20 protein-coding genes are annotated in these 23,534 nt (G+C 45.5%); 4 read left to right on the forward strand and 16 right to left on the reverse strand.

All coding sequences use genetic code 11. The features are described 5' to 3' along the window. Nucleotides 1-109 precede the first annotated feature (109 nt). The 7 genes from AB4Z17_RS20260 to AB4Z17_RS20290 all read right to left on the reverse strand — a co-directional run bounded on the left by AB4Z17_RS20260 (nucleotide 110) and on the right by AB4Z17_RS20290 (nucleotide 6,465). On the reverse strand, nucleotides 110-820 hold the full coding sequence (locus AB4Z17_RS20260) for a lysoplasmalogenase (RefSeq protein WP_441961686.1): 711 nt from the start codon (nucleotides 818-820) through the stop codon (nucleotides 110-112). 456 nt (nucleotides 821-1,276) lie between these two features. After that, nucleotides 1,277-3,229 carry a M56 family metallopeptidase gene (locus tag AB4Z17_RS20265; RefSeq protein WP_441961688.1) on the reverse strand — a complete coding sequence of 651 codons (1,953 nt, stop codon included), beginning with the start codon at nucleotides 3,227-3,229 and terminating at the stop codon, nucleotides 1,277-1,279. A 2-nt stretch (nucleotides 3,230-3,231) separates the two neighbouring features. Next, nucleotides 3,232-3,594 carry a BlaI/MecI/CopY family transcriptional regulator gene (locus AB4Z17_RS20270; protein WP_430055466.1) on the reverse strand — a complete coding sequence of 121 codons (363 nt, stop codon included), beginning with the start codon at nucleotides 3,592-3,594 and terminating at the stop codon, nucleotides 3,232-3,234. Nucleotides 3,595-3,686: 92 nt separating this feature from the next. Beyond that, the gene (locus tag AB4Z17_RS20275; protein WP_441961691.1) at nucleotides 3,687-4,613 is read right to left on the reverse strand and encodes a hypothetical protein; all 927 of its coding nucleotides are present in this window, start codon (nucleotides 4,611-4,613) and stop codon (nucleotides 3,687-3,689) included. A gap of 265 nt (nucleotides 4,614-4,878) precedes the next feature. Beyond that, a complete protein-coding gene (locus AB4Z17_RS20280) occupies nucleotides 4,879-5,550 on the reverse strand; it encodes a hypothetical protein (protein WP_441961693.1) in 672 nt (223 codons plus the stop codon). Continuing rightward, the gene (locus tag AB4Z17_RS20285) at nucleotides 5,550-5,918 is read right to left on the reverse strand and encodes a VOC family protein (protein WP_441961695.1); all 369 of its coding nucleotides are present in this window, start codon (nucleotides 5,916-5,918) and stop codon (nucleotides 5,550-5,552) included. Before AB4Z17_RS20285 ends, AB4Z17_RS20280 begins: the two co-directional genes overlap by 1 nt. 70 nt (nucleotides 5,919-5,988) lie before the next feature. Further along, nucleotides 5,989-6,465: a MarR family winged helix-turn-helix transcriptional regulator gene (locus AB4Z17_RS20290; RefSeq protein ID WP_441961697.1), complete on the reverse strand. Its 477-nt coding sequence runs from the start codon at nucleotides 6,463-6,465 to the stop codon at nucleotides 5,989-5,991. Nucleotides 6,466-6,692: 227 nt separating this feature from the next. Here AB4Z17_RS20290 and AB4Z17_RS20295 point away from each other — a divergent pair, with 227 nt between their 5' ends. Beyond that, the gene (locus AB4Z17_RS20295; RefSeq protein WP_441961699.1) at nucleotides 6,693-7,496 is read left to right on the forward strand and encodes an aminoglycoside N(3)-acetyltransferase; all 804 of its coding nucleotides are present in this window, start codon (nucleotides 6,693-6,695) and stop codon (nucleotides 7,494-7,496) included. Between the two features lie 166 nt (nucleotides 7,497-7,662). On the opposite strand, the gene AB4Z17_RS20300 is transcribed toward AB4Z17_RS20295, so the two are convergent. From AB4Z17_RS20300 to AB4Z17_RS20330, 7 genes are all read right to left on the reverse strand, one after another. Further along, a complete protein-coding gene (locus AB4Z17_RS20300) occupies nucleotides 7,663-9,093 on the reverse strand; it encodes a VanZ family protein (protein ID WP_441961700.1) in 1,431 nt (476 codons plus the stop codon). A 298-nt stretch (nucleotides 9,094-9,391) separates the two neighbouring features. Next, complete coding sequence (locus AB4Z17_RS20305) at nucleotides 9,392-10,255, reverse strand: CPBP family glutamic-type intramembrane protease (protein ID WP_441961701.1); 864 nt, start codon at nucleotides 10,253-10,255, stop codon at nucleotides 9,392-9,394. 359 nt (nucleotides 10,256-10,614) lie between these two features. Then, entirely contained in the window at nucleotides 10,615-11,208 is a 594-nt protein-coding gene (locus AB4Z17_RS20310) for a DJ-1/PfpI family protein (RefSeq protein WP_339206579.1), read from the reverse strand. Nucleotides 11,209-11,389: 181 nt separating this feature from the next. Beyond that, nucleotides 11,390-11,935 (reverse strand): 50S ribosomal protein L25, encoded by a 546-nt coding sequence (locus AB4Z17_RS20315; protein WP_441961703.1) that lies wholly within the window; start codon nucleotides 11,933-11,935, stop codon nucleotides 11,390-11,392. A 434-nt stretch (nucleotides 11,936-12,369) separates the two neighbouring features. Further along, the gene (locus AB4Z17_RS20320; protein WP_441961705.1) at nucleotides 12,370-13,224 is read right to left on the reverse strand and encodes a sulfurtransferase; all 855 of its coding nucleotides are present in this window, start codon (nucleotides 13,222-13,224) and stop codon (nucleotides 12,370-12,372) included. 258 nt (nucleotides 13,225-13,482) lie between these two features. After that, the gene (trpB, locus tag AB4Z17_RS20325) at nucleotides 13,483-14,643 is read right to left on the reverse strand and encodes a tryptophan synthase subunit beta (RefSeq protein ID WP_441961707.1); all 1,161 of its coding nucleotides are present in this window, start codon (nucleotides 14,641-14,643) and stop codon (nucleotides 13,483-13,485) included. A 180-nt stretch (nucleotides 14,644-14,823) separates the two neighbouring features. Then, nucleotides 14,824-15,663: an aminoglycoside phosphotransferase family protein gene (locus AB4Z17_RS20330; protein ID WP_441961709.1), complete on the reverse strand. Its 840-nt coding sequence runs from the start codon at nucleotides 15,661-15,663 to the stop codon at nucleotides 14,824-14,826. Between the two features lie 336 nt (nucleotides 15,664-15,999). Between AB4Z17_RS20330 and AB4Z17_RS20335 the strand changes: the two genes are divergently transcribed. Both AB4Z17_RS20335 and AB4Z17_RS20340 read left to right on the forward strand, forming a co-directional pair. Next, on the forward strand, nucleotides 16,000-16,458 hold the full coding sequence (locus tag AB4Z17_RS20335; protein WP_441961711.1) for a helix-turn-helix domain-containing protein: 459 nt from the start codon (nucleotides 16,000-16,002) through the stop codon (nucleotides 16,456-16,458). 620 nt (nucleotides 16,459-17,078) lie between these two features. Then, on the forward strand, nucleotides 17,079-19,355 hold the full coding sequence (locus AB4Z17_RS20340; protein ID WP_441961713.1) for a preprotein translocase subunit SecA: 2,277 nt from the start codon (nucleotides 17,079-17,081) through the stop codon (nucleotides 19,353-19,355). A 252-nt stretch (nucleotides 19,356-19,607) separates the two neighbouring features. Here the strand turns inward: AB4Z17_RS20340 and AB4Z17_RS20345 are convergent, their stop codons facing one another. Beyond that, a complete protein-coding gene (locus AB4Z17_RS20345; RefSeq protein ID WP_441961715.1) occupies nucleotides 19,608-21,425 on the reverse strand; it encodes a family 43 glycosylhydrolase in 1,818 nt (605 codons plus the stop codon). 398 nt (nucleotides 21,426-21,823) lie between these two features. Between AB4Z17_RS20345 and AB4Z17_RS20350 the strand changes: the two genes are divergently transcribed. Further along, nucleotides 21,824-22,531 carry an NAD(P)/FAD-dependent oxidoreductase gene (locus tag AB4Z17_RS20350; protein ID WP_441908248.1) on the forward strand — a complete coding sequence of 236 codons (708 nt, stop codon included), beginning with the start codon at nucleotides 21,824-21,826 and terminating at the stop codon, nucleotides 22,529-22,531. A gap of 235 nt (nucleotides 22,532-22,766) precedes the next feature. Here AB4Z17_RS20350 and AB4Z17_RS20355 read toward each other — a convergent pair whose 3' ends face one another. Beyond that, the gene (locus AB4Z17_RS20355) at nucleotides 22,767-23,504 is read right to left on the reverse strand and encodes an SDR family NAD(P)-dependent oxidoreductase (protein WP_441908179.1); all 738 of its coding nucleotides are present in this window, start codon (nucleotides 23,502-23,504) and stop codon (nucleotides 22,767-22,769) included. Nucleotides 23,505-23,534: the final 30 nt, after the last annotated feature.

Raw genomic sequence — 23,534 nt, forward strand, 5'->3', positions numbered from 1 at the left:
GAGTATACCCCTCGCTTCTTATTTGACAATGCCCTAAGTTTGATCAGTTGACAGGCGACACTTGTTCTCGATCCAATTTGATTCACAATCATCAAGTTCGTATTCTTAATCACAGCGGGATGTTCTTAGGCTTAGCAGCCGCCTCTCCAACATTCTTGACCTTCTGCACACTTGAAGCAATCAACATTTGGGCTGCGAAGTAAGTAGACATAATAAGGAAACCTGAATTAGGCACATCTGCGACAAACTTATTCCAAGCCAGTATCGAGTCAGATGCAATGAACAAGATCGCACCAACAATCGCAAACGCATTGCGGCTCATAATTGCCGTAAAGCACATCGCTCCAATAACGGTAATGTAGACAACGACGGGAATCCATAACCCGCTTAAGCTTTCATCCCCTGAAATACGCTCATAAAAGCGACTGCCCAGCAGCACCGAGTAAATGACGATAATCAAACCCGCAAGCACACCGTACCAGCTTATAAGCGATTGCTGCTTAAACCAACGAGCAACCATTGCGGCCACATAAAACAAATGCCCCGTTAGAAACGCACCCAATCCGAACACAAACYACGGATCATCGGGAAGCAGTAGAAACGTATCTCCCAATAGGCTAAACAGCAGCCCTGCCAGAATCAGCTTCCTATAAACCGCTTGGCCGCGTCCATCTGGTACACTGCAAACAACGAGCGTAATAATGAGCGCCATTGGCAGAAGCTTGAATATCCAATGCAGCACCGTGCTGTCCACTGATAACGTCGCAAGATGAATTAAACCTGTACACACAATAAATCCCAGCAGCCAACTTCTACGCATATGCGATCCCCCTTATTCCATCACTTTACCCGAACCTAGATACGATGTAAACGCTGACATAAACATGAATATTTTTGCTTATTCAAAGTAGAACAAAGGAATGAAATAAACGAAAATAGAGAAAGAGCAGCCTTTTTTTCGTAACTTATCGCCATTCCTTAATTTAAAAAAGGGCTGTCCCAAAAGTAGAATTGCCTACGCTTGAAACAGACCCAGCTTTGTTATTCGATGGAGCTTACGCAGAAGGATGTCCTTCTCTTACCATACCTATTGCTAACGAACCTTATAACTCTTATTTAAACCATTTGAAGAGCAATACGGTTCGTTAGTAAATAATCTCGGGATGAAAACTGGATCCAAACAATGAAAGCTGCATCCTCAATTATCGTGATCTGAGCTTCTAGCTTCTATGCCACGTGAGGCTTTCATAACACTTCAATGTGTTCATCTTCGTCTTTACTCATTAGCTGCTGCACTTAATAAAATCTGCCCTTTATCATAAACAATATCCGATATAAAATCAGTTTTCTTCCTATCGAAATGAGCAAAATCTATTAGATTTGATATGTCTGCGCCATATAGAGACAGACTGCCGTCACCATGATCCACGAGGGTCATGTCCTTATTCATATTTGTGTAGGGTAAGGTTACAATTTCTTTGGTAGACGGGTTAAAATAACCCGCATGAGAGCGATGAAGGCCAGAACCCCATGAGTATGTAAAATACAATTCGGAATCCCCATCGTTGTCCATATCGGCTAGAGCCATACTTGTTACGCCAAACCCACCAAACCACTCGCCAAGCGGATAGACAACTCCCTTATATAACAAAAATGATGCGGCAGATTTGTCATATTTGAAAATGCTATATTCAGAGTTTTCAATAATAGATTGCGGTGTGATGTTGTAACACTTATCTGAGTCGTAGCCTGAATTAAAATCCTTTTGCAAAGCTAAAAAAGCATCCACACCGTTCTGAGTTCCCACTATAGCTTCCGATTGTACTATTGCCTCGTCTAGCTTCGAAATTTTGTAGATGCTCCAAATATATTCACTCTTTAGAGTATTGACGTTATCCTTATATGTTTTTGCCAGCCATATCTCATCATCCAGCAGAAAAAGACGATATTCAGGATCAACGGCCGAATCGGTTAGTACATACTCATATCTTTCTTTATAACCTAAAATATTAGGAACATTAATGTTAGGCATAAAGCTTTCATTAAACTTTTGCACATCTAAAGCTTTCCGTTCATAAACAGCCTTCATTTTCTGTTGTTTGCCGGCTCCGTCGGTTATAATAAGCGAGTTTTCGGTAAATGTATAGTACTCCTTAAACCCATCGACAGCTACAAACGAGCTCAGTAAATTCATATACACTTGTTCTTCAAAGCGATAGCTGCCATACGGTTCTCCAGTCTCTTGCAACGCCCCATTCACGATTGGATTTGTTGCACAGACGGCAACAGCGATTATACAAGCAGCGGCTGAAAATACAACCACACGTTTTTTGGGCGCCTTAAAGCGCAGTATATTTTTGACGCGCTCACGGATGCCTGTCTCTCCAAAGGCTAGCGGACTAGCAGAAGGTAAGCGGCGGTTTGCCGCAAAGGAGAGCAATGAAGTGCAATAATCCTTCGCGATTCCCGAACCCGTCTCCGACAGCACCTTTTCATCGCAGCTCATCTCCATGTCTTTGGCCATTAATATAAAAGCAAGCCAAGCAAGCGGATTAAACCAATGAAAAGCAAGAACCACAAAGGCAAGCGGCTTGATTAAGTGATCTTTCCTCTTTATATGGTAGGCTTCATGCTTCAGAATGTAGACTCGTTCTTGCTCCTGAAGCCCAAAGGGAATATAAATTCGCGGTTTGATAAAGCCGAGAATAAATGGCGACCGGATGTTGTCGGACTCGAATATATGTTTATCCAGTAGGACCGCTGTAGCCATGCGGCGTTTCAATCGGAAATAGGTCACCAAGCTGTAAACAAGCAGCGAAAGGGTACCTAAACACCATAGAACTGTACCGATCTGTATCCATATTTGCAAAGGATTTACGCTAGCAGTCGGGCCAGCTTGCGGCAGCGTGTCGCTTATCATGACATTTACGGTCGGTATGCCTACCGTCATTCCCGGCGTCTCCATATAGCCGATGTCCGCTGGGACATAGCTCAGTGCCGCTTCGCCGCTCTTTTGCGCTGCGGTCATATCAAAGGGGGGAGCATTAAAGAGGCTGAGCTCAGAGGAAATAGACACCGGACAAACAAGGCGAAACAGTACAATCGCCCATAGCAAATAGGAATATTTCTTTGGTGCCCGTTTCAACAGCAGACGGATGAGAAGCACGGCGATAATGACATAAGACGCCGTGAGGGACATATTGAGTATTTTTAAAAACAACGTTTCCATACTCACCCCTCCTTATGCTCATCAATTAGACGCTTTAGCTCATCAGCTTCCTTATTGGAGAGAGCTTTATTGCCGAAAAAAGAGACGAGAAACTGAGGCAGCGAGCCCTCAAAAGTCCGCTCAATAAAATGCTCGCTTTCGTACGCCTGGATCTGCTCTTTTGGAATAATGGAGCTTACAATTGTATCCTCATTTTTAAGAAGTCCTTTTTCACACATTTTCCGAAGCACGGTATAGGTGGTTGGCTTCTTCCATCCGAGCTTCTCTGAACACAAAGTTACCAGCCTCCCGGATGCCACCGGCTCGCTCTCCCACACAACTAGCATAAAGCGATAATCACTTTCACATAGCTTCAAGTTACTCATAATAACCTCTCCTATCTGGTTTATAATCATAAACCCATGTAACGAGTTTATAACTATAAACCAGAATAGTCAATAAAAATAGGAGAGCAAGGCTAAACCACTTCTTCAACCGACACCAGGTACAATAAGCTTCCTTCACTGAAAAGCACTCGATTCTCTCGAAAATCCTGTGTTAACGGGACAAGCGGCTCGGCTTTTTCATTCAGAAAATGGATCCGGCACCCTGCGGATAAACTCCCCGGTTTTTCATTTTTCTTAAGAATATAAGTTCCGTGTTTTCCGTAACCGCCATCGAACAGAAAGTGATAACCATCCGTACAAAACCCCGAAGAGCCGGAAATCTCAGGATTTATAAAGGTGACCTTGGGCTGCTCGATTCCGCCGGAAATACAGCCCATCAAAAAGTCCGTATAATAATRAAACCAAACTTCCTCATCGCTAGCTGCATTGAGCGCATAACAATCAGCGATATCCGACACTTGGTCCTCATACAATTTGTTGCCGTTCTCATCCCAAGCCAGAAGACCTTGCGCACCTATAGGTTTATCCCAACCGTTGTTTCCAAACACGCCTTCGTCGAAATAACTGGTCCAAATAATCCCTTTCTCCGTCACCTGAACACTTTGAATGCCGTCTCCAAGCAAAAATTCTCGAATTGTATTTCCTTTAAAATCACACACTTTAGCATTCAGATCATATTTGCCTACGCCATAGTAAGAGCAGCGCGCTCCGACTAACAGTAGACGATTATGAAGCGGCTGAACATAATGATAATTGAAATGTTGATCCGCAAACACCACTTCATCAACATAATCTTTTTCGACGAGCAGCACCTTGTAGGTATATGGTTTCTTTTGAGTCGTTGGGACGAACATGCCTCGTTCCCGTTCAGGGATCTGGTTAATGAGCAAAACATACATGCAGCCATCGGAGCCAATTTGTGCCGAGACAATCTTGAAACCCTCCGTATACGCAGAAATATCAGCAAAAGGTTGAAGCGCCACCGTTTTATTAAACATGCCCATTCCTCCTTAAAGACAGCTATAAAACAAACTAACGTTATTAACTGAATTATGTCTGAGCAGAACGCTCCTGAACATGGCGAAAGTATGGCAAAGGAAAATGTGTTACATGAAATTATGCTGCATGATCCCTCTTGATAATAACTATGAAAATTAGACCTCACCTTAACAAAATTTGTTTTTTAGGCATCAAAAAATACAGCGCATATGAATCAAAGATCCATTATGCACTGTATTTTCAGTGTCTGGCCTATGAAGCTTCTCAGCTCTTACTCTCATCGTGAAATTGAGCACTCATTTTTCGGCATAGAAACGATGCTTCAAACCCAGACACGGCATCCAATTCGACGCGAATCTGATCGCCTTCATAGGTGTGACTCAGCTGCAAACAGATATTGCACTCCTCGGCAGTGCTTATTTTCTCATGCTGGATGTCTTCGAAATACAAAGCAATAGGCTGCTCCAGCCCACCTGCGGATGTATGTCTGATCGTTACAGACAAGTTTTTCTGATTGCCATGCAGTTCTGCAACTTCTATACGAACGTTCGTTATTACATCGTAATGAAACGGGGGGAAGAAACCGAGCTTATCAATAACATTTTGGGCTCCCTCTATAGAAGTGAGCGGTGAGAATAGGCGTTCAAGCTGCCTTGTGTTCATTAGACTTGACTCATATTGGGGACTCGTATAAAGCAGGATGGAATCAGGACTGCAATCCACTACCGTTCCGATAAAAGCAGCCCAGTCGGGTCTACCTAAATCGCCAACAGTCATTCGAACCTGATCCTGCGCACGGAGCTCTGCTGCCAGATCCGTATTAACATATAGCCGATAGCCCTGTGCCTGCACCTGCCACTCCGTGCTTGGGGCAAAGCAGATTTCTTCCCGTTCCACAGAGTGAACACTAACGTTCCATTCCCGATTATCTAGCATCAGCTTCGATAAAAGGACAACACCCAGCATATGCCGTTCCGGTCGGTAACGATAGCCAGCAGACCGTTAAATGGAGCTTCGTACATTTCCGTATTCACTGTCCCGCTGGAGGCAAATTCATTGTAAATCCCTCGGTAAGCCTCCTCCGACTCGATTTTTAGAAAGACTCTTACATAATCGCCCTTCAGCGCAGGTTTCGCTGCTTGAGTATCTGCAAACTTAAGGATTGCATCCCCCACCTGCAGGTCCGCATTGAGTACCTCTTCCCCTTGCTTTCGTAGAATCGCAATCTCGCCGCCAAAAACGCTTTGATAATACTTCATTTCCTCCTTGCAGTTGTCCACTACGATAAACGGATATGCTATCATCCTTTACGCCCTCCTAAGGTTCGTTTGATCCAGCATTTCATGGGTAATCCCAACTATTATGTGACATGTTTTATTCCAGTATTTCATCCTGCCTGCTCAGATTGCTAAGCACAACCTTCAACAGGCTTATAAATAGATCATAATCCTCATCGGAAATCCCCTGCTTGGTTCTACTCTTGACCCTGTCTAACGCTTCCTGTACTTTCGGTACCACATCCTGTGCCGATTCTGTCAAATAAAGCTGCTGATAGCGGTTATCCGCGGGATCAACTTCCCTGCGCACGTATCCTTCTGCTTCTAGCTTTGCAATCGCCTTAGCGGTAGTCGTCTTGTCAATAAGCAGCTTCTCGCTTAAAGCTTTTTGAGTAATGGGCTGCTGAGATGCTATGGCCATTAGGAAAATATACTGCCCGCTACCGATTCGGTAAGGTGCCAGCTCCGCTGATATCAAGACTTGCATATGGCGGTAGATGGCAGAAATATATTGTCCGTGAGATTCCGATTCATGCTTCTCAGCCAGCTTCCTATATTCGCTCAGTTTTCTCACCCCTTAAATAGTATGTCATTGCAACTAATATCAGTATATGAAATATAGAATGCTATTGCAACTAATTTTCTGCTGACCATTGTAGACTGTCATTTTTGTTGGTATACTATTGAAAAATAATTCCATTTTGAGCAATTCAAGGGCTATGCTTTTCTGGCAATGCTAGAGACAACCCCGCTACCTGTAGCGGGGTTGTTTTGTTTTCCAAATGAAATGGAGGATGCACAATGACTGGAAACGAAGAAACGAGAATGATTTTAACGAAAGAGGATTTAATTACACAGTTCAAAAACTGCGGATTAACGGAAGGGCAAACGATATTCGTACATACTTCATTAAAAAGTCTGGGATTTGTTGTAGGCGGGGCTGAAACATTGATTAGGTCACTTCTTGAAATCGTAGGAAAAGAAGGAACATTGATGATGCCTTCTCAAACATGGAAAAACCTTGATCCCTCTACTGGAGTTCATTGGAATGAACCGATAGAATGGTGGCCTATTATTCGAGAAAACTGGCCTGCATATGATAAAGAAATAACACCTGCGATCGGTATGGGTGTCGTGGCTGAAATGTTTAGACAGTGGCCAGGGGCAAAAAGGTCAGATCACCCGGCAAGGTCGATAGCAGCAGTAGGGAAACACGCGGAATATATAACAGAGAAACATGATTTAAGTAATATTTTTGGCAGCGACTCCCCTGTAGATAAATTGTATAAATTAGATGGACATGTCCTATTAATTGGTGTTGGCTATGACAAAAATACATCCCTGCATTTAGCGGAAACGAGAGTAAATTTTTCTTCTAAAAGATTTGCAGATGAGAGCAGTGCAGTCATGATTGATGGCAAGAGAACGTGGGTTACTTATTCTACTCAAGCAGTCGACGACGAAGATTTTAGCAGATTAGGAAACGAATATGATCAACAAAAAAATATGAAAATTCATAAAGTAGGAAATGCTGATGTGCGATTTATGGAAGTAAAACCCCTGATCGACTGGACCGTTTCGTGGATGGAGAAGAATAGAGCGTGACGGCCTGCGCCCACTAATCACTCTAGCTAAAAAAGGTACCCATACGCTAAACACTCTTTTAAAAGTGTCTGTTTGTATGGGTACCCTTTTATAAATACCAGCTGAGCTTCCGAGATGTGCTTTCAGGGATATGGGATCAAAATAAAATAAGTCCAAATCAGCTTTTTTAATTCTTTGCATCAATCAAGGTAAACCAGTTGGGATCACCATTATATGTTCCATTAACCTGATATACAGGCCGATAAAAGTCTTTTGAATCATACATATAGGTTAGTTCTATTCCTTTTATTTCTAGATGGTCACCCTTTTTTATTTCAAGCTCATCCTTTGTTAATAAAGCATTTCTTTTCAACCGCTGAAATTCCCCATCCTCTATGCGTTTATATACTTCGGCTGGAGATAATAGATCCATCGTCCGCACAAACTGATTGTGATTAATTCCGCTATTGATCGCGTAGATGCTGCCATCCTCTTTTAGGCCAATGGAGAAATCGCCTGACCAGTAATCCTCGCTCATTCCGGGGATCTGCGAGAGTGACCATGCATACTCACCGTCATCTACTCCTCGCAATTCAGCCTTCTCGGTAGGCAAGCTCAAATCATGCGCAATCGTTTTCGCCTTCTCTAACATAGATTCCGAATCAGTTAGCGAGGCTTGCCCTGGGACGTAATCATTTTCGGTTAACGACCAGTTACCCTCTTCGGATTGAAATAAAGTGAAGTGTGTACCGCTATTACTCGTTAACACACTTTCACGATCACTTCCCCACTTCTTGACGCTTAACTCGGTCAATGCTAGTTTTTGCCGCAGCAGTGCTGCAATTACATCATTAGTCACGACTCTTTTGTATACCGCAGCAATATTTGGTTTTGGGCTAAACGTGAGTGAAGTGCTAAGCTCAACGCCTTTCATATTCCATTTGTGATACGAATTAATGGCTAGTTGACCAAACTCCTGCTGATTGTAGACGATACTCATTGCACAAAACATCAAACCGATTGCTATGGGTATGGACAGATTGCCCAGCAGGCTCTTGATCTTAACTTTTTTGTGCTTAATGATAGAAGCAGCAAGTCTGTACAACTGGTAGCCCATAATGCCGCCAAGTGTATTGTTAATAAGATCATCAACCTCAAATAGACCTGCGCCAGTAAGCGTCTGATACGTTTCGATAGCTAATGTTGCACATACAACAACAAGAAGAAGCCGTTTGAACGCTCTGAACTTGTAACTCAAACAAGGCAGCAAAATCCCCAATGGCACAAACATTAAAATGTTAAAAATGCCGTTCTGAAATTCTCTTAGCGAGTATTTTTGCCATGCTTCGATATAACCACCGAAAGGATACAAGTTCATTTCCAAGAAATGCGAAGTACCTCGGCCGATAACGGTCAACTGGAGAACAAAAACAATATAACCGATGAAAAGCGCACCTAGGATAAGCTTACTCATAGGCAGCCAGTGCTCTTCCTCTCGCCTTCTTTTGCGATAATAGAATGTATAATAACCTGCAATTAGCAGCAGCTCGATTCCAACCACAATGACCACTGGCAATCCCAGAAAGCGTAAGTAATTGAACATACCTGTAATGCTCACAATATTCCTCCTCATACCGAACACAAAATCGTACTGTCTTACTCTCTTGTGGTTTTTCATTATAACACGGCACTTTAAATCATCTTTTGCTAATTCCTTAAAAAACCTTTAATAATATTTAAGGTTTATAATTTAAAAGATCTGTCTTCGACAGGGCTTTATTGAAAAATATAGCGATGAGCTTTCAAACGCTAAAATACATCGCCCTAGGAAAATACCTCAGAAGGCGATGTATTCAAATGTTATGTCGTTATGCTATTTTAAGCCTTATCCTCTCTTTCTGTAATCACTCCGCCGCTTATAGCCTTCTAATTTCGAGCGGTTTTCTTGATGTCATCCATGCGGCTATAAACAAGGCGAGAGCTACAAATATTCCCGATTCTCCTGTCCACAGCAGCACATTCTCACCGCTGGAAAATAAATCGAATGCATCCTGAATCACAGCATTCCATGAGGCATGCAGGAAAATCGCAGCCCATACGCTTCCCGTTGATAAGCGTAAACGACTAAGAATATAACTGAAGGAAGTAACAGAAATCATGAATAAAACAACAGACAAAGCAGGGTATGGTCCAGAATAATAATTCCCTACAAGCATGACGGGAAGATGCCATAAGCCCCAAATCATTCCGCTGGTAAGCACTGGTTTAGGAATGCGGGCGTCTATTAGTCGAGTAAGCATATATCCCCTCCAGCCAAGCTCCTCACCGGTACTGCTGAGCACACCTATTATCGTGCCAAATAACATTTGCATAAGTACAGTTCCCACAAATATAACTGCAGATGGCGCTTTAATGAATGTGTCCGGTGTAACGTATTGTACCAGCCCTGTCACCCAGGCTATTCCGTAAGCAAACAAACCAATGATGACTGGAAGCAGCAAAATCATCGGCAATTTCTTGAGTGTTTGCTTCCCTCCAATACGCAATGAAATATCCGATATCCCTTCACGAAGCACGATTCGAGCGAATATAGAGGACAAGCCCGGTGCCCACATGAGCAGTAGGACAAAAATTGGCGATGTCATCAATAACGCATAACTAAGTATAGAGAGTGGGACGAGCATAGCGAAGAAAACAAGAAGTCCTCGCCTAGCCAAACGAACACGCGCCTTCTCCTCGTCTGATCCGGTAGTTAAAATGTTGCTAAAGTATGTTTCCATGACAATAACCCCTTAATCTAAGTATGTAAGTCTGTTTAGAAGTATAGCAATCGGGCCGCCTCCATAGGAACTAACCCAAGCCCAGTCTTTGTCCCAGACCCAAGCCAAGTAAAAACAGGACTATAGTTTAGCGCTTCTGGGCCAAGTAGTCTTGGAGCATAAAAAAATACATCACCCAAGGCACGCGGCCTACATGGTGATGTATTCAAATCATTCATACTGTTATGCCTCTCTGCAACTACTCGTCGTTGGCTAGGCGCGCTTATGTCAAAAAAGACACCCCCACGGTGTCTTTTCCTCCTTCTATTCGTATGCAAAGCCAACACTTGAAAGGCGATGCATATTCGCTGTATTAAGAATTAGTTCGTGGTTGAGGTTAGTTCCTTGTTCGACGTCCGGCCAAGCAGATTTAGAAATTCCCGCATAAATCCAGGGAGATCAGGCCATGCGTGACCCGATACTAAATTTCCGTCTACATGCAGTGTCTCACTTGCATATTCTGCGCCGAGCGATTCGACTTCTAGCTTGCACGCATTGTATGCCGTTAACGTTCTGCCTTTGAAGTAGGAACGATCGGGCAGTGCCAAGAATACCTGAGCACCGTGACAAATCGCGCCTACAGGCTTGTCCGCATCCAGAAAGTGCTGGACAATTCGCGGAAGATCTTGATCGTTGCGGATGAACTCAGGAGCGCGTCCGCCTGGGATGATCAAGGCATCGTAGTCAGCAGGCTCCACGTCCGCAAAGGCTATATCAGACGGCAGCAGATGAGCTGGCTTCTCCGAATAAGTATCCCATCCCTCAATGAAGTCGTGGCATACCGTATTCAATGTCTTCTTTCTCGGCGAAGCGATCACCGCCTCGTAGCCCTCTTCCTTCAACCGATAGAATGGATAATAAACCTCCAGAACCTCTGCACCGTCGCCGGTTAGAATAAGCACGCGTTTGGACATTTTACCCTCTCCCAACTGTAAATTTATGTAACGCCTTTTTCTATTATGGGGATAATCTGCAAGCGCCGTCAATGGTCCTTAAGAACGGGAGGAAGTTGTCAAATTACGCAAAAACACGTCGTACCAGCAGGTAAGCTGCAGATACGACGTGTTTTTAATAGTTGAAACCTAATAGGATGAGTTAAGGCTTCACTACAGATACGAGAAACTCGTTTTCACCTGAAATAAGTGTAACTTCTGAAGACAAATCCAAATCCTTCACATAGACGGATTCACCGATATTCATACCGCTGATATCATATTCTATCACCGACGGCAAATGCCTTGGCAATGCTTCTACCTCAATAAACTCGGACTGAAGTTGTACAATCCCGCCCTGCTTCAATCCGATTGGCTTGCCTATGAATTTTACTGGAATCTTTGTGCATACGATTTCGTTATTCTGCACTTGCTGGAAATCAACATGAATCAAGTCACGCGTTACCGGATCTCGCTGGAGATCCTCAAGCAATACGGTCACCGAATCTTTCCCGTCAAGCTGTATATCGATAAAACCAGATGCACCTTGCTTCAACCACTTATGAAATTCTATCGTTGAAATATGAACCATCTTATTTTCTACATTCCTACCAAACACAATACCAGGCAGACGACCTGATTTACGTAGATTACGAAGCCCTGATGTATTCAAATGTGTACGTTTCTCTGCTTGCATAAATGTTGTCATGCTTAACTCTCTCCTCTTTATTAAAAGATCTTTGCGCTCGTTTCTTAGTCGCTGAATCTTCCCCAATTGGGGATAAAGAGCGAAACATAGCATCACCACCTCCATGTTCTGCCGATTACGGCACTATACATTTAATGTAAAAACTCCGTAAATATACAGGAAGGCACCCCACTTCGGAAAGTGGAATGCCTATCTGTAAATCACACCATATCATAGAAACCTCACGTTGTCTAATCCAAGAAGCTGGCCAATTACGGGCGAAAAGCCCGGCATCTTTGCGCATTTAGAATGAATAAGAGCTTACACTAGGCTTCTGAAAATAATACATTTCACCATTCTAAATCCATATGTTGACCTCGTGTTGCTTCACGATATAAAAATACACCGCCGCAGCTTACAAACTGCATGGCGATGTATTCATCTAATAGGTACTTCTATCCTTCTTTCCGTTCTTCTTCATCCCCGATGGCGATGGGGTTGTTAGAGAAACTAATCCAATCACTCCAGCTTCCTGCATACAAGCGCACTTTCGTGAAGCCTGCTTCCTGCAGCGCAATGACGTTTGGCGTGGCTGTGACGCCTGATCCGCAATACACGATCAGCTCGCAGTTCTTGTCCAGATCATGGAACCGATCGGTTTGAGCGGCGACGTCCTTCCAACCACCGGATTCCGTTAGACTCTCTTTCCAGAAACGATTAATCGCGCCTGGAATGTGGCCTGCGACGCGGTCGATCGGCTCGACCTCTCCGCGGTAGCGTGGAGCTTCGCGCGAGTCGATAAGCGTTACTCCCTCGCTGCCAAGCAGCTCCCTAACCTCATCCATTTCAACTAGCATATTGTGCTGCACCGTTGCAAGGTATGTCGTAGGCTGTACCACTTTCTTCTCGGTTGATAAAGGCAACCCTTCATTGATCCAAGCAGAGAAGCCTTTGTCCAGCACATAGACCTGCTCATGCCCCATATACTTCAGCAGCCACCACAGCCGAGAAGCCATCGCTCCGCCTTGATCGTCATACGCGACCACAATCGAATCGTTGCTTATGCCCGTCCTGGCGAACGTCACTGTCATTGCAAAAATATCGGGAAGCGGATGGCGTCCGCCATATTCCTCGACCTCACCGGATAGATCCTTCTCCAAATCCATATAAACAGCTCCCGATATATGCGACTCTTCGTACGCTCTGAGCCCCGCATCGGGATCGTCCAAACGAAAACGGCAATCCGCGATGACGAGTTTCGGCTCACCGAGTTTCTCTTTTAGCCATTCCAACGACACGATGTTATTCATTTTGACTCGCCTCTTTCGTTCATTTATGTAATCCATTATGGAACCTTTAGCCTTAGATTGGTCTATTAGCCTTCATATCTATAGTATATGGTGTGATTCCAATCTTCAATGGAGCGCTTCTGCCAATTATATAACAAAGACCGGGAGTCTCTCCACTTAGGAGGCTCCCGGTCTGATATTCCAAATTCTAGATCATCGTTATAATCTTGATTGTTTGTGCCGCACCCGATCTTACATAGATGCAGCCGACGGTTGTTATTATTTAATCATCTGAAATACTTGCTCGACATCTTTGTCTCCACGTCCGGAAAGGTTAATGATCAGGATTTGATCTTGATCCATCGTTGGCGCCAGCTTCTTGGCATAGGCAACTGCGTGCGCACTCTCCAGTGCAGGAATAATTCCTTCCGTACGAGAAAGTTCTTGGAACGCTTCCAGCACTTCCTGATTGGTAACCGTCGCATATTCGGCGCGCCCTGTCACCTTCAAGTGGCTATGCTCCGGCCCTATACCCGGATAATCGAGCCCCGCGGCGATCGAATACGTCTTCCGCGGCTCTCCTTCTTCGTCCAGCAGTACCAAGCATTTGAAGCCGTGAATCATGCCCGGAACGCCTTCCGTTAAAGTCGGTGCTTGATCGGGTTCAACGCCGATTAAGCGAACGCTCGGCTCGTCGATGTAATGAGCGAACGCTCCAATCGCATTGCTGCCACCGCCCGCACAGGCTACTACCACATCAGGCAAACGACCTTCCTTCTCCAAAATCTGCTGCTTCGACTCTTCACTGATGACCGCCTGAAAATGCTTGACCATCGTCGGAAACGGATGTGGACCAACCGCAGAACCGAGCAAATAAAATGTATTTTTATAATTGCGAACCAGATCGCCCAGCGCTTCGTCCACCGCGTCCTTCAGTCGACCCTGCCCCTTATCAACCGGCACAACAGTAGCACCGAGCAGTTCCATCCGGAACACGTTGAGCGCCTGGCGGCGCATATCTTCAGCTCCCATATAGATGACGCATTCCATATTAAACATTGCGCAGGCCGTAGCAGTCGCAACTCCGTGCTGACCCGCACCAGTCTCGGCGATAATCCGCTTGGCGCCCATTCGCTTAGCCAGCAGAATCTGTCCAATGGCGTTGTTGATCTTATGCGCACCAGTATGGTTCAGATCTTCGCGCTTTAAGTAGATCTTGGGTCCTCCCCACGATTTGGACAGCCTCTCCGCATACGTCAGCGGGCTCTTGCGGCCAACATATTCACGCAGGTAATAGCTGAGCTCTTCCTGAAAGTCCGGATCTTCCCTGAACTTGTAAAATTGCTCGCTCAAATAGTTTAGCACTTCCTGCAATTCCGGTGGAACGAAGCTGCCTCCGAATTCCCCGAAGTACCCCTCTTGCTGCAACTGTTGGTCCATAAGTAAGCGCCTCCATAAATTAAAATGGTAATCTATCAGAACTATATTACCATAATTTTCTGCAATATTTTATACAGGTGTATTGTCAGCCAGTAGAATAATAACACTCTAGCTTGCAGTCATGCTCTGAAAATGACTTCAGATCGTAAACTTGTCCTTAACCTGTTACAGCCCTCTTCACTAAAGCACGATACTGAGATTATCCCTAATCAAAGCAACAAGCTTTTCCGCTTGTACGTCTGATAAAGCGCCCGATGCGAGCTGACGAGCGGCGACTGGAACGTACCAAGGGAATATTTCATCTTCTGTCACGCCAGACAGCTTGCAATATTCATCGACGAATATACGGTAAGCTGTCTGCCGCGAGAATTCAAAGAATGCGTTAACGTCAGGCGGCGTTTCTGGGGGCAACACAGCATACAGGATCGTCACGCATACTTCCGCAATATCCGCCGCCGGGTTGCCGATTACGGTATGCATCCAATCAATCATAACTGGTATACCTTCTCGCAAAATGAGATTATTGACGTTCGTGTCGCCGTGGCATAGCATTCGTTTATTAGGCAACTGATCCACATAAGCATGTAGGGCAGTTATTTCGTCTTCCGTCAGCACGGAGGGTCTACCGATGATTACCTTCAGATGCTCCTTTTGCTCAGTAACAATCCCGCTGATGTCTCCTTTATGAATGTTATACAGGACGCGAGCAAATTTCCTTAAATCGCTGTCTACATCGTCAAAATCAATTTCATGAAAAGCATGCAGTTGTTCAAAAAAACGATTCACGAATGTCGATCCAACTACTTTCTCGAAGACGATACCAAGGCGGTTATCCCACACGACTTGCTCGAACGGGCGCGCTGCCGGTAGTCCGCTTGCCCAAGCAGCAGAACTGTTCCGATATTCGAGCTGAACAGCTTCCAATGGCGTGCCAGCATGAAACAACTTTACTACTTTTCCGTCTTCGCCCCACTCATGCACCTCACAACTGGAGCCAATGCCTATGCATTTGCCTAGCATAATAAATCGTTGCCCCCTTCATTTAACATGACTTATGCAGTTCATCCCAACTGATGGAAAATCACCAAAAGGTTTAGAGAAAGTACGAGTTCTTAATCTCTTATTCCGCATTCAAGTTTAATTCCACTAAGAACCCAGCATCTCCTACTACTCCATGGACGGATTTCTCGAATACTTGTTACCTGCAACTGCAAGTTCGTTGATCAGAGGCCATCCCAACGGGTGGTCTCATTTTTTCACAGTTCCCAAAAAAAATTCCTTTTCGTTACATATATGTATTTACAAAACGAACTAAAGGTAATAATATGTAACTATACGGACGAAGGAGGTGTTTAAATGGCAGATTTACTAACAGTCGATCAATTAGCCCAAATGCTCGACATGCATCCTAGAACGATCAGAAGATACATCCGAGACAACCAACTAAAAGCAACAAAAGTTGGAGGCGAATGGAGAATTAGAAAGGAGGATGCAGAAATGTTTATTGGCAGTAAGGTTGATGAGTTAAAATCAGAAGCCATGAACGACATTCAAGGTTTCATTGACGGAAAAGACAGTGGGGTTGAAGGAAAACTTCAAGTATGTACTGTGCTTGACTGTTACGTTGAAAACCAAGAAGCGGTTAAAATCTCTGAAATCATCATGTCGTATATGAATCAACCGGACCCTACTCGAGGAAAAGCGAAGTTCCAATACTTTTTTGATGATACAGAGAAAAAAGGACGTTATATCATTTGGGGAACACCAACCTTTGTTGGTAGAGTTCTTTCAGCCGTTGGCGAATCCGTACAGTAAAATAACGATTTAACCAAGTTTTAAGAGTTGTGCCTCTTACCTAGCCCCCTCTACAAGGGGGCTAGGTTTTGTGGAGCTAGTGTTAATCCCGTATTGATTCTAACTTTATAAAATACATCGCAGACGATGTATTCAAATTGTACATACTGTTAAAAGCCTCTCAACTATTACTCTTCCTCCATCGCAACCACACCACCATCACCGAAGTCCAGTCACTCCAGCTAGTTACTGCCGCCAAAGTCGATTATATTTTCTTATAAACCTTTTACTGAGAACTCTTCCCCCATCTGCTTCTCATATCCTCTGCAATTAGATCGCAAGCCATCTCATACTGTGACGAACCTATTGTCGTCATCTTTTTGCTTATCAATGACTATGGTGTCTTCTAAAATGCAGTATATGGTTTACATTTTGCCATGCACAAATTACAATAATTTCTAACCAACAACTAGAAAGTTCCCCTCGTAGCGGTCAGCTTTGCTTTTTAGAGTACGGTGATGACGGTAAGTGCAGTATATGGTTTTGCTTATATGAAGTGGATTTAGACCTATTAGGTGACAGATCAGCACAAATATTATCCATGACTAATCGAATTTCTACCGAGGGGAGATCCAATTTCTATGAATATAGCCGGCAAGTTGATGCAAAAATTCAAAGAGCGCGATACCCAGCATAAGCTGCAAGTCTATCAGGACAAAGTGGAGCTCATTAGGAAACGGAATTTGGAAGCATGGGACGATGGGCAGCTTCAAGAGGAATCCCTCCGGCTGAGAGAGAAAGCAAAATCGGGTACGCCTTTGGATGAGCTGCTTGTCGATGCCTATGCGTTAGTCTGTGAGACAGCGAAGAGAACACTCGGATTACTTCCTTACGATGTCCAGATCATGGCTGCCATCGCTCTTCACGAGAGTTTTTTGATCGAGCAGCATACCGGTGAAGGAAAAACGCTCTCTGCTGTTATGCCTGCTTATCTAAATGCGCTAACCGGCGAAGGCGTTCATGTGTTGACTTTCAACGATTATTTGGCAAATCGAGATGCGGAGTGGATGGGCCCGATCTATCGTTTCCTAGGGTTAACTATAAAATCGGTTCAAGCGGACATGAACCTGTCCGAGAAACGTGAAGCGTACGCCGCGGATATAACCTATGTTACGGCCAAAGAGGCGGGATTCGATTATTTGCGAGACACGATCGCACTCAATGAAGCCGATACCGTACATCGTCCTTTTCACTATGTCATCGTCGACGAAGCGGATTCATTGCTTCTCGACGAAGCGCGGGTGCCGCTAGTCATCGCAGGCGAGTCAAGCTCTTCCAGCAACGACGGCATTCGTTTCGCAGAAGTAGCTCGGCACCTCGAGCAAGTAGAGCATTACGACTTCGACGAGTTTGAGCGGAACGTATATTTAAATGAAGCAGGCTCTGCGAAAGCGGAGTCGCTGCTCGGATGCGGCAATTTGTACGATAGCCATAATAGTCATTTGTTAACGTCATTAAATTGCGCGCTGCATGTGGAATTGTTATTGAAAAAAGACGTCGATTATATCGTCCGGAACGGTAAAATCGAGCTGATCGACGAATATACCGGCCGCGTCGCGGAGAACAGGCATCTGCCGGACGGGCTCCAAGCTGCACTTGCGGCCAAAGAAGGGCTGCAGTCAATATCCGGCGGGGAGATTCTCGGGACGATCACCCTTCAACACTTCCTTAGTCTATATCCGAAGATTTGCGGAATGACAGCTACCGCGCACGCTTCCGCAATGGAATTCGAAGATATTTATGCGCTGCAGGTCGTACAAATTGCGCCGAACCGGCCGAACATACGGATCGACCATCCGTACCGGATTTATACACATAAAGAAGCCAAACTCAAGGCACTTGTAAAAGAAATCTTTTCCGTTCATGCGACGGGGCGTCCGATTCTCATTGGTACGTCAAGCGTCGAGGAGTCTGACATGCTGGCGAAGGCGCTAGCGGTTGCCGATGTACCTTGCCATGTTCTGAATGCAAAAAACGACGCAAAAGAAGCCGAGATCATAGCCAAAGCAGGAGAAATTGGCGCCGTGACGGTGTCTACGAATATGGCAGGGCGGGGCGTCGACATTCKGCTCGGCGGCGGCAACCCGACGCAAGCAGAAGCTGTCGCCAAGCTGGGTGGGTTGTACGTGATTGGCACACATGTGAACGAAAGCGTTCGGATCGACGACCAACTGCGCGGGCGTTCTGGCCGCCAAGGCGACCCGGGAGCTTCCGTCATTTTCGTAAGCTTGGAGGACGAGTTGCTGCTTCAGTTCGGCATCGATAAAGCGTTTCGCAATCTGAGGCAGGATGAGGCTCTCGAAAAGCCGGGGCTCCGCAGCAAAATCGCGCATATTCAACGAGTTGCTATGGGGCAAAACTTTCATATCCGCCAGGAACTGAACTGTTATTCGGATATGGTGGAGGATCAGAGGCGAATTCTATACGAGGAGAGGCTCGGAATTCTGAAAGGCGAGAAGCCGATGAGCCCTTCTGAGCAGCGGGTACGACTTTTTTATATCGACGAGTTCTGGGCTGACCATCTGGCATACGTTTCTTACATTCGCGAAGGCATCCACTTGGAGAGCCTTGCTAGCCGCAATCCGATCGACGAATTTCATGTGCAAATCGCCCAAGCCTACGAGCAAATTCCGGCTAAAATAAATAGTGAGTCGGAGAATATGCTTGTAAGACTCGAAGGTTCGAATGATCCGGCGAAGTGGGAAATGTTTGGTCTGAAGAGCCCTACTTCCACTCGGACTTATATTATCAACGATCAATACATCCAGAACAAGCGCAGCTCTTGGACCCCAATGACGATAATGGCTTATTATATTCGCAAGATTTTGCAACCGGTATTCGGGTGGTCAAAAATTTGATATAGCGTAGCTTTGCGCCTGTTCGTGAATGGACGGAAGCAGTAGCGACAAGCGTTCAACAACCACCTGACCCGACTGCTAAACTATGGCTGACTCCGAACCTTATGCGACTACTCACTTCTCGCTTTGTTTGCAACCTGTTGAACGGAAAGCCCAAAGAGGGCCGAAACAGGTCACCAACCAGTAACCTGTCACAGCCCCCATCCTGCTTATTGATTAAGCAATTATTTTGTTATTTTAGCGGACTCCTGTTTACGGAATCGACGAGACGATGACTCGGCTCACGTTAGCTCCGCCCATGCCGCCGCTCACCCGAATAACGTTGCTGTTGCCTGTATTCAAATCGATGATGCGGCTGGCCCGACCTGTGTAGGAACTCCAGCCTCCCGTGCCAGGCAAGGTAAGCGAATAGCCGTTCCCCGACTGGTCGCCGCTGGCGTTCACTTTAAAGGTTGTTTGGGCGTCCGCTGAAGCATAAACCACGGTTAAAAGCTTCTGGCCGCCCGTACCACCGGCAACCCCAGTCAGCTCGAAATAGGAGCCTAGGATATGCATATTTTCAATATTTCCACCCGACTTCGTCGCCCCTCCCCCTACGGACACGTTAGCTGCGCTCATCGGATATTCAGCTTCCTGCGTCGTTTGCGGGATCAAGGATACGATGACGCGCGATACGTTAACTCCTCCCATACCGCCGCCTAGCCGGATTTGATTGTTCGTGCCCGAATTCAAATCGATTAGACGATTGGTTCGACCGGTATAATTGCCCCACCCTCCCGTGCCAGGCAGAGAAAGAAAATAACCGTCTCCGGCCGTGTCGCCGCTCGCATCTACCTTAAAGGCTGACCCGCTGTCCCCGGAAGAATAGAGCACGGTAAGAAGAGCCTTTCCGCCTGCGCCGCCGTTGATTCCATTCAACTGAATGTAGGAGCCTTGCGTATGCATATTTTCAACATTTGCACCCGATCGGGTCGCCCCTCCTCCTATGGATACGTTGCTCATGTTCATGGCATACTCCGTTTTCTGTGTATATGCGTCAAAGCTTTCGTTAATCAAATCGTAGTACTTGACCTCGGTAGCGGTGGAGCGCGGTCCAACAGCCGGTACACCTTCGGACGTCTGTATGACTTTTTGGATTGTCCCGTCGGAATTGAAATACAACCGATCCACAGCGACGGAACGCAGCGTACCGTTAGAGGAAATTTTCGCATTATGATAAAACATATACCAGTTCCCCTTGTATTCCACAACGGACCCATGCGAAGTTTCACTGCCGAATACCGGATCAAGTATGACGCCGCGGTTGGTCCATGGTCCAAGAGGATTGCTGCTGGTTGCATACCGCATCCGGTTCGCGCCAGGATTATTATCGGAGTACATTAAATAATAAACGCTTCCCCGCTTAAACACCCAAGTAGCCTCGTGGAAATCCTCCAGCTCGGTGAACTGCTTGACGGGACCATCTATCGACACCATGTCGCCACCAAGCTTCATCCCGTAGCTGGTACCTCCTCCCCCGGCATACAGGTAATAGGTTCCGTTGTCGTCGCGGAATACGTTAGGATCAATTAAATTACTGCCAGGAAGCCCCTGTATATACCCTTGAACCTCGAAATCTTCAGCAGGCTTGTCGCTTGTTGCCACGCCAATCTTCCAAGAGCTATTCCAATTCGTGTCGCTAGGATGCGGAAAATAGAAGTAGTAGGTTCCGTTCTTGTATGCGGCATCCGGAGCCCACATAAAGCCTCCTTCCGGCCGTCCCCACGGCACATCGTCCGCGCTCAGAATCTCTCCTTCGTCCACCCAGTCGACCATATTGTCCGACGAGAAGACGTGATATTTATCCATCAAATCGCTTCCTCTGGAAGGAAAGATATCGTGTGAGGCGTATACATAAATACGTCCGTCATTCCACACACGAGCAGAAGGATCGGCGGTGAAAATACTAGTAAAAATGGGATTTCCAGAACTGATGATTGGATCCGCGGCTGATGTAGAGGGATTGAATCCGATAAGGACGGACAGCAGCATCGTTGCTGACAAAAACAAACTTAAAAACCTTTTACGCATAATTGTTACCTCCCATTTCTTAGGTTCGGCTTATACCATTAGCTTGCTTGGCAACCAGACAGCGAAGAGGATTCCAACATCACCCCTAAGTATTCATAATGGAAGAGCTGTAAATATAAGGACTACTATTAGCTTACCGTATGAGTAACCTAGTATGTAGTGAGACATTTTTAAACTTTTCCAGTCATTCTTAGCCTTTTGGAACCGTTTTCACGAAAATCGATGAGTGCTGTATCCCCAAAACAAACAGATTCCCCTCTACAGAACTCCAATTACTCCAGCTGCCTGAATATGTTATTACGTCTGTGCCCCTAAGGGAGGAACTCCACTTTCAAAAATTAAACCGAGAGCAGCTTGAGGCATTGTAGCCGATTCTAAAGGAATATCCGAATGAAGCGATCTTTGTTAGCGAAGAAGGTGCGGTAGACCCTATAGGGGTAACTGAGCTGTTGCTCAGCAAAGCGCGGGAGTACGGAGCAAAGATTCAGTTCGGCACTAACGTTACACAGCTGCAGCAAGAAGATTCCCGCTTAGTCGGCGTCCATACGTCCAATGGTTTTCTGGAGTCGGATGTCGTGGTATTGGCCGCAGGTACAGCCATACCCGAACTTTGCGACCCCTTAGGTTGTCACGTGCCGGTAACGTCGTCGCCGTCCATTCTAATTCAGATGAAAACGACGAATAAATTGATACGCACATTAATCTCAAATGCGCAATTGGAAGCGCGTCAACTGACAGATCATATACTGCTGGCTGCGGAAGATTATATCGACGAGTCGGAGGAAAACGGACCCGAGGCGGTCGGTAAGCGAGCGTTCGACACGCTGCGTCGCAGTCTGAAGGATGGGAATCAACTGGAACTGGAAAGCATAAAGGTCGGGATGAGACCCATGCCTGAAGACGGCTATCCGATTGTGGGCTTCCACGATCACATAAAGGGACTTTATCTGACGGTGATGCATTCTGCGATTACACTGGCGCCGTTGATTGCGCATCTGGCTGCAAGTGAAATAATCGATAAGGAATCAAGGAGTGAATTAGCCCCTTGTCGACTCTCCCGATTTTCGGACCACTCGAGGGATATTCCCGATGCTTCTCTGGCGTGACGTGGGTGCCAGAATGTAGAATACAAAGTTCCCCAAAATAAACGTTACCTTTTTGTAAGCACATTCACCCCATTCGTTGACTGCGCGTTGGCTTCGATACTCCTGAGCACAACGCAAAAGAGTACATCGCCACATGAGCGATGTACTCCAAATTACATACTATATATCTTTCTACTAATTTTCCATTTTTGAGCTTGAAGCTTTGGTCAAGCTAATCACTGCATGTTTAGAACTGTTATTGAGCTGTATATCCACCATCAACGGTTAAGCTATTTCCAGTCATAAAAGAAGAGTCATCGCATGCCATGAAAAGTACAGCTTTTGCCATTTCTTCCGCTTTACCGAGGCGCTTCATCGGAGTGAGCCCGGCTAATGCTTGTTTACTTTCTTCGGGAATAATGGGTGTGTCAATGAACCCTGGGCATAATGAGTTAATGCGGATATTTTGTTCTGCATATTCAAGAGCAAGAGAGCGAGTCAAATTAATCACGCCGCCTTTTGCAGCATTATACGCTGCCGAGCCGGGCGAACCAACCCAGCCGTACATAGACGCCGTATTCACTATCGTACCTCCGCCTATTTTTAACATTTCGCGGATGGCTTCACGTGCTACCAGGAAGACGCCATCCAAGTCGACATTTACTGTGTTGCGCCACTCGGAGTACTCCAAATCATGCGAAGGATGAACGCGCCCAATCCCTGCATTGTTGAATACAACATCCACTTTGCCGAAAGCTTCAACGGTTTGTTTGAAGATATTGGCGACTTCTTCTTCACTTGTAATATTTGCTTTAACAAATAGTGCTTCAGCATTAAGCGCCTTTAACTCGTTCTCGAACGCCTTTCCTTTTTCTTCATTTAAATCAACAAGAACCACTTTGGCTCCTTCTAAAACGAATAAACGTGCTGTAGCCGCACCGATTCCGGATGCTCCCCCAGTAATCACAGCTACCTTGTTTTGTAGTTTGCCCATCGATGAATCCTCCAGTACAATATTTTTAAT

This window comes from Paenibacillus sp. TAF43_2, assembly GCF_052113545.1.
Taxonomy (GTDB): domain Bacteria; phylum Bacillota; class Bacilli; order Paenibacillales; family Paenibacillaceae; genus Pristimantibacillus.

Excerpts from the sequence above, each read along its gene's own strand:
- AB4Z17_RS20265 (WP_441961688.1), bottom strand. The coding sequence starts at position 3,229 with ATGGAAACGTTGTTTTTAAAAATACTCAATATGTCCCTCACGGCGTCT.
- AB4Z17_RS20270 (WP_430055466.1), bottom strand. The coding sequence starts at position 3,594 with ATGAGTAACTTGAAGCTATGTGAAAGTGATTATCGCTTTATGCTAGTT.
- AB4Z17_RS20280 (WP_441961693.1), bottom strand. The coding sequence starts at position 5,550 with ATGCTAGATAATCGGGAATGGAACGTTAGTGTTCACTCTGTGGAACGG.
- AB4Z17_RS20285 (WP_441961695.1), bottom strand. The coding sequence starts at position 5,918 with ATGATAGCATATCCGTTTATCGTAGTGGACAACTGCAAGGAGGAAATG.
- AB4Z17_RS20295 (WP_441961699.1), top strand. The coding sequence starts at position 6,693 with ATGACTGGAAACGAAGAAACGAGAATGATTTTAACGAAAGAGGATTTA.
- AB4Z17_RS20305 (WP_441961701.1), bottom strand. The coding sequence starts at position 10,255 with ATGGAAACATACTTTAGCAACATTTTAACTACCGGATCAGACGAGGAG.
- AB4Z17_RS20310 (WP_339206579.1), bottom strand. The coding sequence starts at position 11,208 with ATGTCCAAACGCGTGCTTATTCTAACCGGCGACGGTGCAGAGGTTCTG.
- AB4Z17_RS20315 (WP_441961703.1), bottom strand. The coding sequence starts at position 11,935 with ATGACAACATTTATGCAAGCAGAGAAACGTACACATTTGAATACATCA.
- AB4Z17_RS20320 (WP_441961705.1), bottom strand. The coding sequence starts at position 13,224 with ATGAATAACATCGTGTCGTTGGAATGGCTAAAAGAGAAACTCGGTGAG.
- trpB (WP_441961707.1), bottom strand. The coding sequence starts at position 14,643 with ATGGACCAACAGTTGCAGCAAGAGGGGTACTTCGGGGAATTCGGAGGC.
- AB4Z17_RS20330 (WP_441961709.1), bottom strand. The coding sequence starts at position 15,663 with ATGCTAGGCAAATGCATAGGCATTGGCTCCAGTTGTGAGGTGCATGAG.
- AB4Z17_RS20335 (WP_441961711.1), top strand. The coding sequence starts at position 16,000 with ATGGCAGATTTACTAACAGTCGATCAATTAGCCCAAATGCTCGACATG.
- AB4Z17_RS20345 (WP_441961715.1), bottom strand. The coding sequence starts at position 21,425 with ATGCGTAAAAGGTTTTTAAGTTTGTTTTTGTCAGCAACGATGCTGCTG.
- AB4Z17_RS20355 (WP_441908179.1), bottom strand. The coding sequence starts at position 23,504 with ATGGGCAAACTACAAAACAAGGTAGCTGTGATTACTGGGGGAGCATCC.